The organism is Burkholderia sp. PAMC 26561, assembly GCF_001557535.2.
Classification (GTDB): Bacteria; Pseudomonadota; Gammaproteobacteria; order Burkholderiales; family Burkholderiaceae; genus Caballeronia.
Genome location: NZ_CP014315.1, coordinates 1,333,620 through 1,347,593 on the forward strand (window position 1 = coordinate 1,333,620; position 13,974 = coordinate 1,347,593).

A 13,974-nucleotide genomic window follows, 5' to 3' on the forward strand; every position below is an offset into this window, starting at 1 on the left:
CCGCGCGTTGCGCGGCGAACACTCATGCGCTGCCGGTACCGTCGGCTTCATCGCGATAATGCTTTGACGCTTCAAGCAGCCAGTCCCGAAAGGCGCGAATTGCCGGCGATGCCTGCTTCTGCTCCGGCACGACGAAATAATAGTCTTTGGCACCCGGCACCAGCATCTCCCAGGGCACGGTCAACGCGCCAGCGGCAAGCTCCCCCTGAACATAGGTGCGCGGCACCAGCGCGACGCCAACCCTTGCGCGAGCGGCTTCGATCAACAATGCATACATGCTGAAGCGCGGGCCGCGCAACGCCTTCGAATTCGGCGCACCCGCCAGCTCGAACCATCGGGACCAGGCTTCGGGCCTGCCCGTCTTGTGCATGAGCACAAAATCGAAGAGATCAGAGGGGCCGCCGCACTTCAGTCCGCCGATCAGGTCGGGACTGCACACGGGAATCAGCTCTTCGGTGAAAAGATAGGTCGTGGTTGCATTCGCCCAGACGGGGTGGTCGAAATGGATGGTGGCGTCGAATGCCTCTTCGGAAAAAAGAAACGGTTCTTCACGCGCGGTGACGTTGATGGTGATATCTGGATGCAGGGTCGAAAACTCCCCCAGACGCGGCATCAGCCACTTCAGCGCGAACGTTGGCAGCACCGCCAGCTCGAGCGCGATACGCCCCGTGTCGTAGCCCATCGCGAGCGTCGTGTCCATCTCGAGCTTGTCGAGACTTTGCTGCACGAGAGCACTGTAGGTCTTTCCTGCATCGGTGAGTTGAAGACGGCGCTTGACGCGACTGAAGAGCTGAACTGCGAGGTACTCCTCCAGCAGTGCAATCTTTCTGCTGACCGCGCTCTCGGTCACAGCCAATTCGTCTGCTGCACGGGTAAAACTCAGATGACGCGCCGCGGATTCGAACGCAATCAACATGCTGGTGCTCGGAATTTTTCTGCGCATTGCTTCCCTGCCGGATGGTCTCGTCGACAAGGCCGTTGCGCAAGCACGCAGTCGATAAAAATAAACCCCGTGACGATGGTGACCGAGTCGCCCAATGTACCGAGCAAGTTTATACCAGTCGGCGAGGCGACCCGGTTACCCGAGTCGCCGAGCCTGTCTCGGACCGACGCATGGCTGTGCTCGCGCGATGAGCACGCATCTCGCCTACTGCTTGGCGAAGGTGCAACTGCCCTTCGCTATCGACGGATACGCTTCGTTACCCGGAACGACCTCTCTCACGTTGTAGTAATCCCAGGGTTTCTTCGACTCGGCCGGCGTCTTCACCTGCATCAGGTACATGTCGTGCACGAGCAGACCGTCCTTGCGGATCACGCCGTTTTTCGTGTACATGTCGTTGACGGGCGTCTCTTCCATCTTCTTGATGACAGTGGCCGAGTCATCGGTTCCAGTCGCCTTGATGGCTTCGAGGTAGTGCAGCGTCGACGAATAATCGGCTGCCTGGATCGCCGAAGGCATCTTGCCCATGCGCTTGTAGAAGCGCGCAGACCATTTGCGCGTCTCGTCGTTGAGATCCCAGTACCAGCCCTCGGTGATGTACAAGCCTTGAGCGGTGTTCAGGCCAAGCGCATGAACGTCCGTGATCAGCACGAGCAATCCGGCGAGTTGCTGCTTGCCCGCGCCGAGCAGGCCGAACTCGCGCGCCGACTTGATTGCGTTGATCGTGTCCGAGCCTGCATTCGCCAGGCCGATGATCTTCGCGTGGCTCCCCTGCGCCTGCACCATGAACGACGAGAAATCCGACGCGTTGAACGGGTGCTTGACCGAGCCCACGACCTTGCCGCCGTTCGCCGTGATGACGGCAGAGGTATCGCTTTGCAGCGAATAACCGAACGAATAGTCGGCCGTGAGGAAAAACCAGGTGTCGCCGCCCTGCTTGACGATGTACTTGCCCGCGACGTTTGCAAGCGACGCGGTGTCGTGGTTGTAGTGCAGGCTGTAAGGCGTGCAGTCCTCGTTGGTGATGCGCGTGGTTCCCGCGCCCGTGACGATCGCGATGCGTTTTTTATCGTTGGCGATCTTGATGGTCGCGAGCGCCGTTGCCGAGCCGGAATTGTCGGCGAGCATGTCCACGTGCTTCTGGTCGATCCATTCGCGCGCAGTGCTCGCGGCAATGTCGGCCTTGTTCTGGTGATCCGCCGAGATGACCTCGATCGGCTTGCCGTTCACCTTGCCGCCGAAGTCTTCCACCGCCATCTTGACTGCTTCCACGGCGCCTTTGCCGGCGAAATCCGAAAACGTGCCGCTCATGTCGGTCAGCACGCCAATGCGCACGACATCGTCGGAAATTCCCGGCTGCTGTGCAATGGCTGCCGCGCTGAAGAGCCCAAGTGCAGCCGTACTCAACGCCGCCCCGATCACGCAATGTTTCCTTACCGCTGTCATCTTAGTCTCCGTTGATTCTTGCTCGCCTCGCAGGGCGCTCTTATGTCGGATGTTCCACGCTTTCAACCGGCGCCTGGACGCTACGTCCCGTTCGCCGACGCATGTGACGAAGAACGCGCTGCAGCATGTTCGCCCGCGATCTTGCCGAACACGGCGCCGCGCATGACGGACGTCGCGCCGGTGTACACCTGGTAGTAAAGTCCGGCCGCCTCACCTGCTGCATAAAGACCGGGGATTGGACGGCCGTCGGCGTCGATGACCTGTGCGCTCGTGTTCGTCTTCACGCCGCCGTAGGTGAAGCAGATGCCCGGAATGATCGGGTACGCGAAGAATGGCCCCGTGCCGATCGGACGCGACCAGTTCGACTTCGGAATCTCGAGGCCTTGTGTCGCGAGCCCGTCGACTTCGAGCGGCGAGAATCTGCCTTCAGGACAGGCGGCGTTGTACTCGCGGACAGTCTTCATGAACGCGTCCACCGGCAGCTCGCAGGCTTCGGCCAACGCTTCGAGAGACTCGGCCTGGATCACAGGCTGGTCGGTCCGGATGCTGCGCTTCCAGTTCGGCACGTCGTCGATGCGCTTGTCGAACACCACATACACCTTGCCCTTCGGCTGCTCGCCGAACGCCCGGGAGATGTGGTCGTAGTGAACATCGACAGGACCAGGGGCTTCGTCGACGAAGCGCTTTCCAAGCAGGTTGATCAGGATACCGTAGGAAAAATTCATGACCAGCGCTTCGGTCGCGCCTGAACGCGGGTCAAGCGGCTCCGCATGATAAGAGCCAAAATCTCCGGCGGGCGCTGCACCAGCCGCGAGCGCCATCTGGATGCCCTCGCCCTTGTTGTAGTAGCCGCCGCGCGCAACCGGCCGCACGAACCTTGCCGCTTGTCCGAGATAACGCGTCATCATTTCCGGATTGCCCTGGAAACCGCCCGCCGCAACGATCACGGAGCGCGCATCGAACGCAAGCGCCTGGCCTTCGGGCCCGGTTGCCTGGAGGCTCATGTCACCATGGCTGTTTTCACGCGCGAGATGGCGCGCCGTGGTGCGGTAGAACACCTCCACACCAAGCTTCTTCGCCTGCACGAGCAGCGCTTCGATCATCGCGAGGCCTCCGCCGACGGGCATCAGCCGCGGCGCTGCGGCTGTGACGAAGTAAGTCGGCAAGGTATCGAAGCGAATGCCGAACGTGCGCAGCCAGGCTACCGTGGGGCCCGCATGGCTCGACAATGCGAACACCAGTTCCGGATCCGGCATGCCGTGCGCCTTCACATAGGGCGGCCATGTTGCGTACTCTCCGCCCATTGCTTCGACGATATTCGGATCGAGGTTGTCCCCCGCATTCGAGATGAGGCGTTCTTCAAAGTCATCGCTCACTTCGCTTTCGCTCTTCATCCGGAAGTACGCCTCGGTCCAGCGCGTGTTGCCGCCGTATTCCTCTTCGTTCGCGCGCTCGACAATCGCCACCTTCGCACCCGCGTTCGCTGCCGCCACCGCCGCCGACAAACCTGCTATGCCGCTGCCGATCACCACTACGTCGAAGCGTTGCTGCCCGTTCGTCTTATCCATTGCTGTCTCCCTCTCCATCGTTCGTGCGAGACGTCCCCGCTTGGGGGTCCGGCCTGCTCAGTGCGACTTCGCCAACGCTCAATACTTGCGGACGAACGGATCAGGCATGTCGAGATCCGTTGAGATCCATACGCTCTTGGTCTCGAGATATTCCTTCACTGCCTCAATCCCGCCTTCCCGGCCAATACCGCTATGCTTGTAGCCGCCGAACGGCGTCGTGAAACTCGTCGACCGGTAGTTGTTCACCCACACGGTGCCGGCCTTGAGGCGCTCGGACATGTACATCGCGCGGTGCAGGCTCTTTGTCCACACACCAGATGCAAGGCCGAAGCGAATATTGTTGGCGATGCGGATTGCATCTTCCTCGTCCTTGAACTTGATCACCGAGAGCACGGGTCCAAACACTTCTTCCTGCGCGATGCGCATGCTGTTGTCCACATCGACGAAGATGGTCGGCTCAACGAACTGGCCGGCGCCGAAACCTTCGCCCGAACGCGAATTGCCGCCGAACACGCAGCGCGCGCCCTCCGCTTTCGCAATGCCGATGTACTCCATGACCTTGTCGAACTGCGGCCTGGTCGCGACCGGTCCTACCTGCACGTCGGGCAGCGACGGATCGCCGAGCTTCGCCTTGCTGCTGATCGCTATCAGGCGCTCGACGAATTCGTCGTGGATGCTTTCCTGAAGCAGCAGGCGCGAGCCCGCCATGCAGGTCTGACCGCCTGCGGAGAAAATGCCGGTGATCACGCCGTTGGCCGCGCGGGTGAGATCGGCGTCATCGAAGATGATGTTGGGGGACTTCCCGCCCAGTTCGAGCGAGACGCGCTTGAAGTGCTGTGCGCCGAGCACGTTGACGGCCTTGCCTCCCGCATCGCCGCCGGTGAACGCAATGCGTGCGACCTTCGGGTGAATCACGAGCGGCTCGCCCACTTCCTTGCCGAAGCCAGTCAGCACGTTGAACACGCCTCGCGGGAAACCGGCTTCCACGAAGAGCTTTGCAAGTTCGAAGAGCGAGGCCGAGGTGTATTCGGACGGCTTTGCGATCACCGTATTCCCGGCGCACAAAGCGGGTGCCAGCTTCCAGGCGGTGAGCAACAGCGAGGAGTTCCACGGCGTGATGGTCGCCACCACGCCGAGCGGCTCATAGCGGGTGTAGTTGAATACCTTCGGCTTGTCCATGGGGATGACGGCGCCCTGGATCTTGTCCGCGAGGCCGCCATAGTAGTAGAAGTATTTCGCCATGTAGCGGACCTGCCCGCCCACTTCGCTGCGCAGCTTGCCGTTATCCCGGCTTTCCACTTCGGTCAGCGTGTCCGCATGCTTTTCGATGAGCGCGCCGAGCTTGTGCAGCAGCAGGCCGCGATCCGTCGCCGACATGTGGCCCCACGGACCATCGAGTGCGGCCGAGGCGGCCTCGACCGCACGGCTGACATCCGCTTCATTCGCGCGTGGAATCTCCGCCCACGGTTCACCCGAAAATGGATCGAGCGAGTCGAACCACGTATCGCTCGCCGGGTCGACCCATTCGTTGTTGATGAACAGTTGATATCGTTGAACCATGCTTCGACTCCTGTAAATGCCATTGGATGTGCAGCGATCCGTTCGGACCTTGCGAAAATTATGGCTATCTACAGAGGTCTGCAACAAGCGACGTTTAGTACTGACATGATTCCGAAATGGCATTCAACGAAATGCCCGGAGTGGTTTTTGGAGGGCGCAGGCGGCCTTTCTGGATCGCTGTAACGCGTTCCCGTAGGGGCTTGAGAACATTTCGCACTCGCCAGTCACATCTTCGGTGAAATGACGAAACCTTACCAACCGGCATGACCCACGCCTATGGGCATGCTCGGGGAAACACCTAGCTTTCTCATGAAATCCGCGACGAATACGACGAGCAATCCCGTCTATTCGAAGAAAAGCCGCGCATGCCACTAGATTTAATCTCGTGCTTGCATCGCATACAATACGTATACCGATACGTTCTCGAGCGCTGAAAAAATTGACATCGTCATTACAAACGAATCCAGAGAAACTGGGCGAACTGGCGTACCAGACTTTGCGCCGGATGATTCTCGACAAGGCCTTGCGCAGTGGCGGCGCAGTCGTCGAGGGACGCCTTGCTGAAGAGCTCAACATTTCCCGCACGCCCATGCGCGAAGCACTGCTGCGTCTCGAAGGCGAAGGGTTGCTGGCAAGAGCGGGAGCCCGCTCGTATTCGGTGCGGTTCGTCAGTGCCCAGGAATATTTCCAGGCCATGAAAGTGCGCGAGCTGCTGGAAGCGGAAGCAATCGGCCTTGCGATCGGCAAGATCGAGAAAAAGCTGATCCAGCAGTTGATCAAGAAGGTCAAGGCGCTGCGCAGCGGTCACCAGGAACAGGAGCACTGGCAAGTCGACGATCAAGTCCACACCATGATGGCGCAGGCGAGCGGCAATGACGTGCTCGCCCGTACCATTGAAGTCGTGCGCACGAACAGCCGCCTGTTCGAACTGACCACGCCGTTCAATCGCATTGAAGAAGACCGCTCAGAACATCTCGCGATCCTCGAAGCTTATCTGGCCGACAACACCGAAGCGGCTCGCGCAGCGGTTCGCACGCATCTGCAGAATCTGCGCCGCTACGTCCTCGACCGTTTGAGTCAGGACAGCGGCGCGTGATCAGTCATGCTGGCGCGAGAAGATCCGCAAGCGCGAGCGCGATGGTCTTTGTCGCCACGCGAAGGTCTTCGAGCGCCACACGCTCGTCTGCGCGATGCCCGTTCGCCTCGAGCAGCGTGCGCGGTCCCGCGCCGTAGATGACAGTGGGAACACCGGCCTCGCAGTACAGCCGGGCGTCGGTATAAAGCGGCACGCCCTCGGTCGGGATATCGCGGGAAAGCGTTTGCCGGGCGGCGCGTTGCAACGCCGCCGACAAGCGCTCTGCACCCTCGATCGCCCGCAACGGCGACGTGACGAGGATTTCGCGGACATCGACTGAAATCCCCTCATATCCCGCAACCGATGCCTCGATCAACGCGGTGAGCTGCGGCACGACAGCGCGCGACGTCTCCTCGGGAATCACCCGGCGATCAAGGCGCAACGTCACCTTGTCGGGCACGACATTCGTATTGATCCCCCCTTCTATCAGCCCGACCACGAGCGTCGGATGCTCGATCCCCTCTGTAGCCGAGCGGATCAGTTTCAACGCTTCCCGGTGTTTGTACAGCGCGTTGAGCACGGCCGTTGCAGCTTCGAGGGCATCGTGCCCGGTGTCGGGGCGCGCGGCGTGCGCGGACTTGCCGCGCACGGTCACTTCCAGATGGATCGCGCCGTTGTGCGCGGTCGTGATCGCATAAGAGAATCCCGCGCAGATCGCATAATCAGGCTTGACGATACCTTGCGCAAGCAACCATGCCGGACCGATCAGGCCGCCGCTTTCTTCGTCGTAGGTGAGGTGCAACTCGACGGTGCCGGCAAGCGGCGCATGACTGTCGATTAACGCCTTCAACGCAAACGCATAAGTCGCGAAATCCGACTTCGATACCGCCGCGCCGCGCCCGATCATCCAGCCATCGCGGATTTCGGCGCCGTATGGATCGGCGCTCCAGCCATCGCCGGGAGGCACCACGTCGCCATGCGCATTCAGCGCGATCACAGGGCCGTCGCCAAAGCGATGCCGCACCACGAGATTCGTCGCACTGGTCATGCCGGCGCGCGTCACATCGGCTTGCGGTACGGGGTGGCGTTCAACCTCGAAGCCGAATGATTCCAGCGCGAGCGCGGCCATTTCGGCGTGTCCGGCGCAGTCGCCGGGCGGGTTGTCGGAAGGCTTGCGTACGAGCGCAGAGAGAAACGAAACTTCATGGTCGAAGTGCTGGTCGATCTGCGCAAGCAGCGCCGCGTTGAGAGTGTCTGAGCTCATGTTGTCTGGCGAAGGTGCATGGGTAAGGGACGCAATAACTATCAATGGCGCAGTATCTTGCTCACGAATTCCCGCGTGCGGGTTTCTCGTGGTGTATCGAAGATTTCCTTCGGGGATCCTGTTTCTATCACGTGGCCACCGGCCATGAATACGACTTTCGACGATACCTCGCGCACGAAACTCATTTCATGCGACACGATAAACAGCGTGATGCCCTCCAGCGCCAGCGCGCGAATGGTATCGAGCACTTCGTTGACGAGTTCGGGGTCGAGCGCGGCGGTGACTTCGTCGAGGAACAACACGTTGGGTTTGAGCGCAAGCGCGCGCGCAATCGCGACACGCTGCTGCTGCCCGCCCGACAGCTCGTCGGGATAGGCCTTGAGCCTGTGGCCAAGCCCCACGCGCGTGAGCAGGCGGACCGCGTTTTCCTCGACTTCCTGCTTCGGCCAGCGCTTGATCTTGAGCGGCGTGATCATCACGTTCTCGAGCACGGTCATGTTCTGAAACAGGTTGTATTGCTGGAACACGATTGCGATCTCGGCCCGCAACGCGCGCACCGTCGTCTTGTCGGCATAGTTCACGAGCTGCCCATTGATTCGAACCGTGCCGTGCTCCGGCGGCAACAACCCCATCAGCACTCGCAGCAAGGTGCTCTTGCCCGAGCCCGACGGCCCGATCAAGCTCACGATCTCCCCTTTCTCCACCGAGAGATTGATACGCTCGAGCACGGTATGCGGTCCGTACGAAGCCTTCAGATCAACGATTTCGAGTTGCGGCAAGTTTTCTCTCCAGACGTTTGCCGATCCGTGAAAGCGGATATGACAGTGCAAAATAAAGGACCAGCACGGTGCCGTACACAAGCCACGAAGAAAAGCCCTTGTTCGTAAGCACTTTTCCCGCCGAAGTCAGCTCCATCACGCTGATCTGCGACGCGAGCGCGGTGTCCTTGATGAACATGACAAAAAAGCCGAAGGTTGGCGGCACCACGACGCGCCATGCCTGCGGCACGATCACGAAGCGCAACGTTTCGAAGAACGAGAAGTTCAGCGTCAGTGCCGCGTCCCATTGGTTTTTGTGTACCGACTCGAGCCCGCTGCGGATGATTTCGCCGAGATACGCAGATGCAATCAGGCACACGCTCACCAGCGCCACGGCAAACGTGGACAGCTTCGCACCGGAAGACTGGCTGGCGTAGAACACCAGCATGAGGGTCACGAGAAACGGTACGCGCCGAAACAGGAAGCAGTAGGCGAAGGCGACCCATCGCAAGGGGGCGGCCGCGCGCGCACGCGTCACGCGAATGACCGCGACGACGAAGCCGACCGAAAATCCCGCCAGACACCCGATTGCCGAGAGCACGAAGGTCGCGGCCAGACCCTGGGCCAGCAGGAGCAGGTTGTAATAGGAAAAAAGCTGCGCTATTTCGGCCTGTGGAGAAGCGAACATCAGAAGACCTTGATTTTGGCGCGGCACAGGTGCCGTCCGATCATCACCAGGGCGAAAGTGGCGATCAGTGTAATAACGATGTACAAGAGCGCAGCGACGCTGAACGACTCGACTGACAGATACGTCTGCGAACTCAGGTTGAAGGTGCGCCCGGTGAGTTCCTCGACACCGAAGACGGACGCCATGGACGTCCCGAGCGTCATCACGATGAACTGATTTGAGAGCGGCGCAAACATGACCTTCATGACGTGAGGAACGATGACGTAGCGCACGATCTGCGCGGTCGAAAAGCCGAGCACTTCGGCTGCCTCCACCTCCATGTGCCTCACCGATTCAAAGCCTGCACGCTGGATCTCGCAGAGATATGCGCCGGCATTGAAGGTCGCGCCAATCAGAACGGCGGTGAACGGCGACAAGGTCACGCCGATTTCCGGCAATGCGAAAAACAAAAAGAAAATCTGGACGAGCTGCGGTGTGTTGGTCGCAAAAATCACATACCCGCGAACGATGCCGCGCAGCCACGGCGTGCCATAACGCAGCATGGCGGCGCAGACGAGGCCGATCGCCATGCCCATCGCGAACGCGAGCACGGCGATCTGCAGGCTCAGCCACGCGCCGCCAAGCAGATAAGGCCATTGATGAACAATGGGCGCGAAATTCAGGGACATCGAAGAACTGCTCCAGCGTTTGTTGAATCGCGGCTGCGCGTATGGTTGCCGATAAACCCGTGGATCAAACGCCGGTCATTCGCGCAGCAGGCTCAATTCATTGGGCCGCGGGTGCCGCGGTCGGATCGTGCAGCATGGCGCTACCAAACCACTTCTTCCAGCTCGCGGCTACAAAGCCGTTCTTCTGCAGCGTGCCAATTTCCGTGTTGAGCCGCTGCGTCAGCGCGGTATTGCCCTTCTGCACGCCTATGCAGTCGTAGTCCACTTCAATGGGTGCATCGACGACACGCCATTTCGTCGGATAGTTCTTCGTATAGCTCAACATGAAGTCGAGGACGTCGATCAGCGCATCGGCCCGGCCCTGGGCAATCGCGCGAACGGCGTCCGGATAGTTGTCGAGGATCAGCAATTGCGCCTTCGGCAACTTCTCCTGGATCAACTGGATCGGCGTCGTGCCGCGCACCTGCACCAGCCGCACCGCCGGATCGTTCAACTGCGTCCAGTCCTTGTACGGCTTGCCTTCGGTCGTGAGTACGCCAAGCACTTCGGTGTTCACCGGATCGGTGAAGTCGATCACCTTCAGCCGGTCGGCGTTGCGGGTCATGCCGCCCATCACAGCATCGATCTTGTCGGTCATCAGATACGGCACGCGGTCGTTCGAGCCGACCGGGACGATCTCCAGCTTCACGCCGAGCGAATCCGCGATCTTCCGGGCAATCGTCACATCGAATCCGTCGATGTTGTTCTTCGCGTCATAGGTGCCGAGCGGCGGCAGGTTCGGGTTGATGCCGAACACGATCTTCTTGGACGCAAGGATCTCATCCAGCGAACGTGCCGAAGCGTTGATCGAGCCAAGCAGCGCGAAGGCAGCAAGGCCCGCGGCAAATACCCGGCTAAAGACAATCCTGGATTTCATGCGGTAACTCCGTCATCGGTTCGAAATGGGTGAAGGGCAGAAAAGACACTGCCGGGCAATACCAGCGCGTGGTTCGGGAAAATTCCGGACCGCTTTATTTTGGTCGTTTTGCGTATACGCATCGTATACGTTAGTATCAAAACATCGACGAAATTAGTTGTCAAGCAAGGCTCTGCAATGCGCACCGACGAAACCCCTCCCCTCATTCAGGCGCACGAACGCATGAGCGCGGCGCCCGTCACGTTGATGTTCTGCGGCCAGCCGGTAAGCGCACACGCCGGTGCGAGCGTGGCGGCGGCGCTCTTTGCGGCGGGCATCAGGACGCTGCGAAACAGCCCGCGCAATGGCGCACCGCGTGGCATGTTCTGCGCAATGGGCTCGTGCCAGGAATGCCTTGTCATGATCGGCACGACGCGCTCGCTCGCATGCAAGACCACGGTCGCTGAAGGAATGTGCGTCGAGCAGGTGCCGGAGGCCGGCGCGGATGAATAGCTTCGACGTACTTGTAATAGGCGGTGGTCCCGCTGGCGTGCATGCTGCGCTGGCGGCGGCATCGTCGGGACTCGAGGTCGCGCTCTTCGATGAAAACGCCGCCGCCGGCGGTCAGGTGTATCGCGCGCCGAGCGTGGCCGATCACGCTGAGACACATGACAGCCGGGCCGGCGATGCCCTGCGCCACGCCTTGAACAACAGCGCAGTCACCGTCTTCTTCGGGCATACCGTGTGGGCGGTGACGGGCGATTACCGCGTGGATGCGTCAGGTCCGTCCGGTCCTGTTCATTGCACGGGGCGCGCATTGATAGTGGCGTCCGGCACCACCGAGCGTGTCGTGCCGTTCGAAGGCTGGACCACGCCGGGCGTGATCGGACTCGCCGCCGCGACGATCCTGCTCAAGTCGCAAGGCATGGCCCCGGGCAGCACCACGCTGGTCGCCGGATGCGGACCTCTGTTGGCCGCGGTTGCCGCCAAGACGATCGACATTGGCGGCAAGGTCGAAGCAATCGTGGATATTGCGGGGCCGCTCGACTGGGCGCGTGCGCTGCCTGCCATGGTCTCGCGGCCGGATCTCATGCGTGAAGGTTTCGACTGGTGGCGCACCATCCGGCGTGCGGGCGTCCCGATATATTCGCGCCATACGATTGTCGAAGTGAACGGCGACGGCAGCGACCTGATGGCGACGCTCGCACCGTGCGATGCCGCCGGACGTCCGGTCGACGGGCCGCGCCGCATGGTAAGCGCCGATTGCGTCACGGTGGGGCATGGGCTGACGCCATCGACCGAAATCACGCGGCTCTTGCGGGCGAAGCATCGCTATTCCCGGGATGCGGGTGGCTGGATAGCGCAGGCGGACGGGGATGGACGGACATCGCGGGATCGCCTTTATGTTGCCGGTGATGGCGCGGGCATTGCCGGAGCGGCCGCGGCAATCCATCACGGGACGCTGGCAGGACTTGCCTGCGCGCTGGACCTGGCCACCGGAAAAACGCAGCCACCTGATTCGGAACTCGACAACGCCCGCCGCGCCCATGCGAAATCCGCGCGCTTTGGCCGCTCGATGTCGCGGATGATGGCACTGCGCCACGGTCACATCGACAGCATTGGACCGGACGTGATCGTGTGCCGCTGCGAAGACGTGACGCGCGGCGAGATCGATGCGGCCTGCGACGCAGGTGCTCGCGATGCGGACCAGCTCAAGGCATGGACACGATGCGGCATGGGACCGTGCCAGGGACGGACCTGTGGCGACATCGCTGCAGAAATTCTGGCGGCGCGAACCCCGGGAGGGTCACGCGAACAAGCCGGCTCTTTTTCCGCGCGCACCCCGTTGCGCCCGATGACCGTGGAAGCGCTTACGGGCGACTTCACCTACGCCGATATCCCGATCCCGAAGGCGGCGCCGCTATGAGCGATCTTCAAGCGAACCGCACATCGGCAAGCCGCTTCGACGTGGCCATCGTCGGTGGCGGCGTGATGGGCTGTACGACAGCGCTTTTCCTCGCGCGCGCCGGAATGCGCGTCGCAATTGTCGAGCGCGGCGCGCTGTGTCGGGGAGCGTCGGGAGTGAACGCCGGAACGCTCACGCTGCACATGACGCGCGCCGCGCTCGTGCCCTATGCCATCGAAGCCTGGAAGATGTGGACGAACACCGGCGCATGGCTCGGGCAAAGCGTTCTTGCCACGGCGGCGCCGGGTTTGTCGCTGGCATTCACCGAAGCCGAGCGTGGCCTGTTGCAGCAACGCGCCGCCGCCCGCCGCGAGTTCGGCGCACAGATCGACCTGCTGGACCGGCACGCGGCGCTCGCCATTGAACCGGGCCTGAATCCCGCCATGCTCGAGGCAGCGTATTGCGCCACCGACGGTTTTGCCAGCGCCTATCTGACCGGCCGCGCTTACCACGCCGCGTTGAGCGACGCGGGCGTTCGCATCATCGAGCAGACTGCGGTGTCGGGTGTCGAGCGCGTGAAGGGGGTTTATCGCATCCGCACCGCCGATGAGACCGTCAGCATTGAAGCCACCCGTCTCGTCATGGCCGGCGGCGTCTGGCTCGAACCCTTGCTTGCGATGCTCGGCATCGACATTCCAGTGAAGACGCTCGTCAACCAGTTGATCGTCACCGAGCGCATGGAGCCGGTCATGCGCTCGGTGCTGAGCATCGCAAACGGGCTGCTTTCCATGAAGCAGTTCGCGAACGGCACCGTGCTGATTGGCGGCGGCTGGCAGGGCATTGGCGATCGGGAACGCGGCGGCGTCGAGACTGTGCCGGACAACCTGATCGGCAATCTGCGGCTCGCGCAGCACGTGATCCCCGCCCTGGCCCGCGCGCGTGTGAACCGTATCTGGCTCGGACTCGAATCTGAAACCGCCGACGCCATGCCCATGCTTGGCGCGCTGCCCGGCTTGCCCGGCGCATGGGTCATCGGCTGCGTGCATTCGGGCTATACGAGCGGCCCTTACATGGGCCGGCTGCTGAGCCAGGCCATCCTTGGCGAAGAACCCGCCATGCCGCTCTTCGATCCTGCGCGGCTGATCGTGCCGCCCGGTTCATCGACCGCCAATACTGTCAAACCTGCCTGAACCCGAGACCACGAGA

Annotated in this window: 13 protein-coding genes; 4 read left to right on the plus strand and 9 right to left on the minus strand. The window is 61.5% G+C overall.

All coding sequences use genetic code 11. The features are described from left to right. Positions 1 to 22 precede the first annotated feature (22 nt). The 4 genes from AXG89_RS40650 to AXG89_RS40665 all read right to left on the minus strand — a co-directional run bounded on the left by AXG89_RS40650 (position 23) and on the right by AXG89_RS40665 (position 5,514). Positions 23 to 916, minus strand: a complete 894-nt coding sequence (locus AXG89_RS40650; protein ID WP_162916246.1) for a LysR substrate-binding domain-containing protein — start codon at positions 914 to 916, stop codon at positions 23 to 25. 231 nt (positions 917 to 1,147) lie between these two features. After that, positions 1,148 to 2,386 carry an ABC transporter substrate-binding protein gene (locus AXG89_RS40655; protein ID WP_075357495.1) on the minus strand — a complete coding sequence of 413 codons (1,239 nt, stop codon included), beginning with the start codon at positions 2,384 to 2,386 and terminating at the stop codon, positions 1,148 to 1,150. Between the two features lie 80 nt (positions 2,387 to 2,466). Then, positions 2,467 to 3,954: an FAD-dependent oxidoreductase gene (locus AXG89_RS40660; protein ID WP_075357494.1), complete on the minus strand. Its 1,488-nt coding sequence runs from the start codon at positions 3,952 to 3,954 to the stop codon at positions 2,467 to 2,469. A 78-nt stretch (positions 3,955 to 4,032) separates the two neighbouring features. Further along, positions 4,033 to 5,514: an aldehyde dehydrogenase gene (locus AXG89_RS40665; protein ID WP_075357493.1), complete on the minus strand. Its 1,482-nt coding sequence runs from the start codon at positions 5,512 to 5,514 to the stop codon at positions 4,033 to 4,035. 439 nt (positions 5,515 to 5,953) lie between these two features. On the opposite strand from AXG89_RS40665, the gene AXG89_RS40670 reads away from it, so the two are divergent. Further along, positions 5,954 to 6,610: a GntR family transcriptional regulator gene (locus AXG89_RS40670; protein ID WP_075357492.1), complete on the plus strand. Its 657-nt coding sequence runs from the start codon at positions 5,954 to 5,956 to the stop codon at positions 6,608 to 6,610. Positions 6,611 to 6,614: 4 nt separating this feature from the next. On the opposite strand, the gene AXG89_RS40675 is transcribed toward AXG89_RS40670, so the two are convergent. The 5 genes from AXG89_RS40675 to AXG89_RS40695 form a co-directional block, all read right to left on the minus strand. Further along, positions 6,615 to 7,853, minus strand: coding sequence for an ArgE/DapE family deacylase (locus AXG89_RS40675; protein WP_075357491.1), 1,239 nt, complete (start codon positions 7,851 to 7,853; stop codon positions 6,615 to 6,617). A 41-nt stretch (positions 7,854 to 7,894) separates the two neighbouring features. Then, positions 7,895 to 8,632, minus strand: a complete 738-nt coding sequence (locus AXG89_RS40680; RefSeq protein ID WP_062001751.1) for an amino acid ABC transporter ATP-binding protein — start codon at positions 8,630 to 8,632, stop codon at positions 7,895 to 7,897. Beyond that, on the minus strand, positions 8,610 to 9,299 hold the full coding sequence (locus tag AXG89_RS40685) for an amino acid ABC transporter permease (RefSeq protein ID WP_075357489.1): 690 nt from the start codon (positions 9,297 to 9,299) through the stop codon (positions 8,610 to 8,612). Before AXG89_RS40685 ends, AXG89_RS40680 begins: the two co-directional genes overlap by 23 nt. After that, complete coding sequence (locus tag AXG89_RS40690) at positions 9,299 to 9,967, minus strand: amino acid ABC transporter permease (RefSeq protein WP_075357488.1); 669 nt, start codon at positions 9,965 to 9,967, stop codon at positions 9,299 to 9,301. Before AXG89_RS40690 ends, AXG89_RS40685 begins: the two co-directional genes overlap by 1 nt. A 97-nt stretch (positions 9,968 to 10,064) precedes the next feature. Beyond that, positions 10,065 to 10,883, minus strand: a complete 819-nt coding sequence (locus AXG89_RS40695; protein ID WP_062001748.1) for a transporter substrate-binding domain-containing protein — start codon at positions 10,881 to 10,883, stop codon at positions 10,065 to 10,067. A gap of 177 nt (positions 10,884 to 11,060) precedes the next feature. Between AXG89_RS40695 and AXG89_RS40700 the strand changes: the two genes are divergently transcribed. The 3 genes from AXG89_RS40700 to AXG89_RS40710 are packed head-to-tail and all read left to right on the plus strand — an operon-like array spanning position 11,061 to position 13,958. After that, positions 11,061 to 11,375 (plus strand): 2Fe-2S iron-sulfur cluster-binding protein, encoded by a 315-nt coding sequence (locus tag AXG89_RS40700; protein ID WP_075357487.1) that lies wholly within the window; start codon positions 11,061 to 11,063, stop codon positions 11,373 to 11,375. Beyond that, on the plus strand, positions 11,368 to 12,789 hold the full coding sequence (locus AXG89_RS40705) for an NAD(P)/FAD-dependent oxidoreductase (protein ID WP_075357486.1): 1,422 nt from the start codon (positions 11,368 to 11,370) through the stop codon (positions 12,787 to 12,789). Before AXG89_RS40700 ends, AXG89_RS40705 begins: the two co-directional genes overlap by 8 nt. Next, positions 12,786 to 13,958: an NAD(P)/FAD-dependent oxidoreductase gene (locus AXG89_RS40710; RefSeq protein ID WP_075357485.1), complete on the plus strand. Its 1,173-nt coding sequence runs from the start codon at positions 12,786 to 12,788 to the stop codon at positions 13,956 to 13,958. The genes AXG89_RS40705 and AXG89_RS40710 overlap by 4 nt, the downstream gene beginning before the upstream one ends. Positions 13,959 to 13,974: the final 16 nt, after the last annotated feature.

Excerpts from the sequence above, each read along its gene's own strand:
- AXG89_RS40650 (WP_162916246.1), bottom strand. The coding sequence starts at position 916 with ATGTTGATTGCGTTCGAATCCGCGGCGCGTCATCTGAGTTTTACCCGT.
- AXG89_RS40655 (WP_075357495.1), bottom strand. The coding sequence starts at position 2,386 with ATGACAGCGGTAAGGAAACATTGCGTGATCGGGGCGGCGTTGAGTACG.
- AXG89_RS40660 (WP_075357494.1), bottom strand. The coding sequence starts at position 3,954 with ATGGATAAGACGAACGGGCAGCAACGCTTCGACGTAGTGGTGATCGGC.
- AXG89_RS40665 (WP_075357493.1), bottom strand. The coding sequence starts at position 5,514 with ATGGTTCAACGATATCAACTGTTCATCAACAACGAATGGGTCGACCCG.
- AXG89_RS40675 (WP_075357491.1), bottom strand. The coding sequence starts at position 7,853 with ATGAGCTCAGACACTCTCAACGCGGCGCTGCTTGCGCAGATCGACCAG.
- AXG89_RS40685 (WP_075357489.1), bottom strand. The coding sequence starts at position 9,299 with ATGTTCGCTTCTCCACAGGCCGAAATAGCGCAGCTTTTTTCCTATTAC.
- AXG89_RS40690 (WP_075357488.1), bottom strand. The coding sequence starts at position 9,967 with ATGTCCCTGAATTTCGCGCCCATTGTTCATCAATGGCCTTATCTGCTT.
- AXG89_RS40695 (WP_062001748.1), bottom strand. The coding sequence starts at position 10,883 with ATGAAATCCAGGATTGTCTTTAGCCGGGTATTTGCCGCGGGCCTTGCT.
- AXG89_RS40700 (WP_075357487.1), top strand. The coding sequence starts at position 11,061 with ATGCGCACCGACGAAACCCCTCCCCTCATTCAGGCGCACGAACGCATG.
- AXG89_RS40705 (WP_075357486.1), top strand. The coding sequence starts at position 11,368 with ATGAATAGCTTCGACGTACTTGTAATAGGCGGTGGTCCCGCTGGCGTG.
- AXG89_RS40710 (WP_075357485.1), top strand. The coding sequence starts at position 12,786 with ATGAGCGATCTTCAAGCGAACCGCACATCGGCAAGCCGCTTCGACGTG.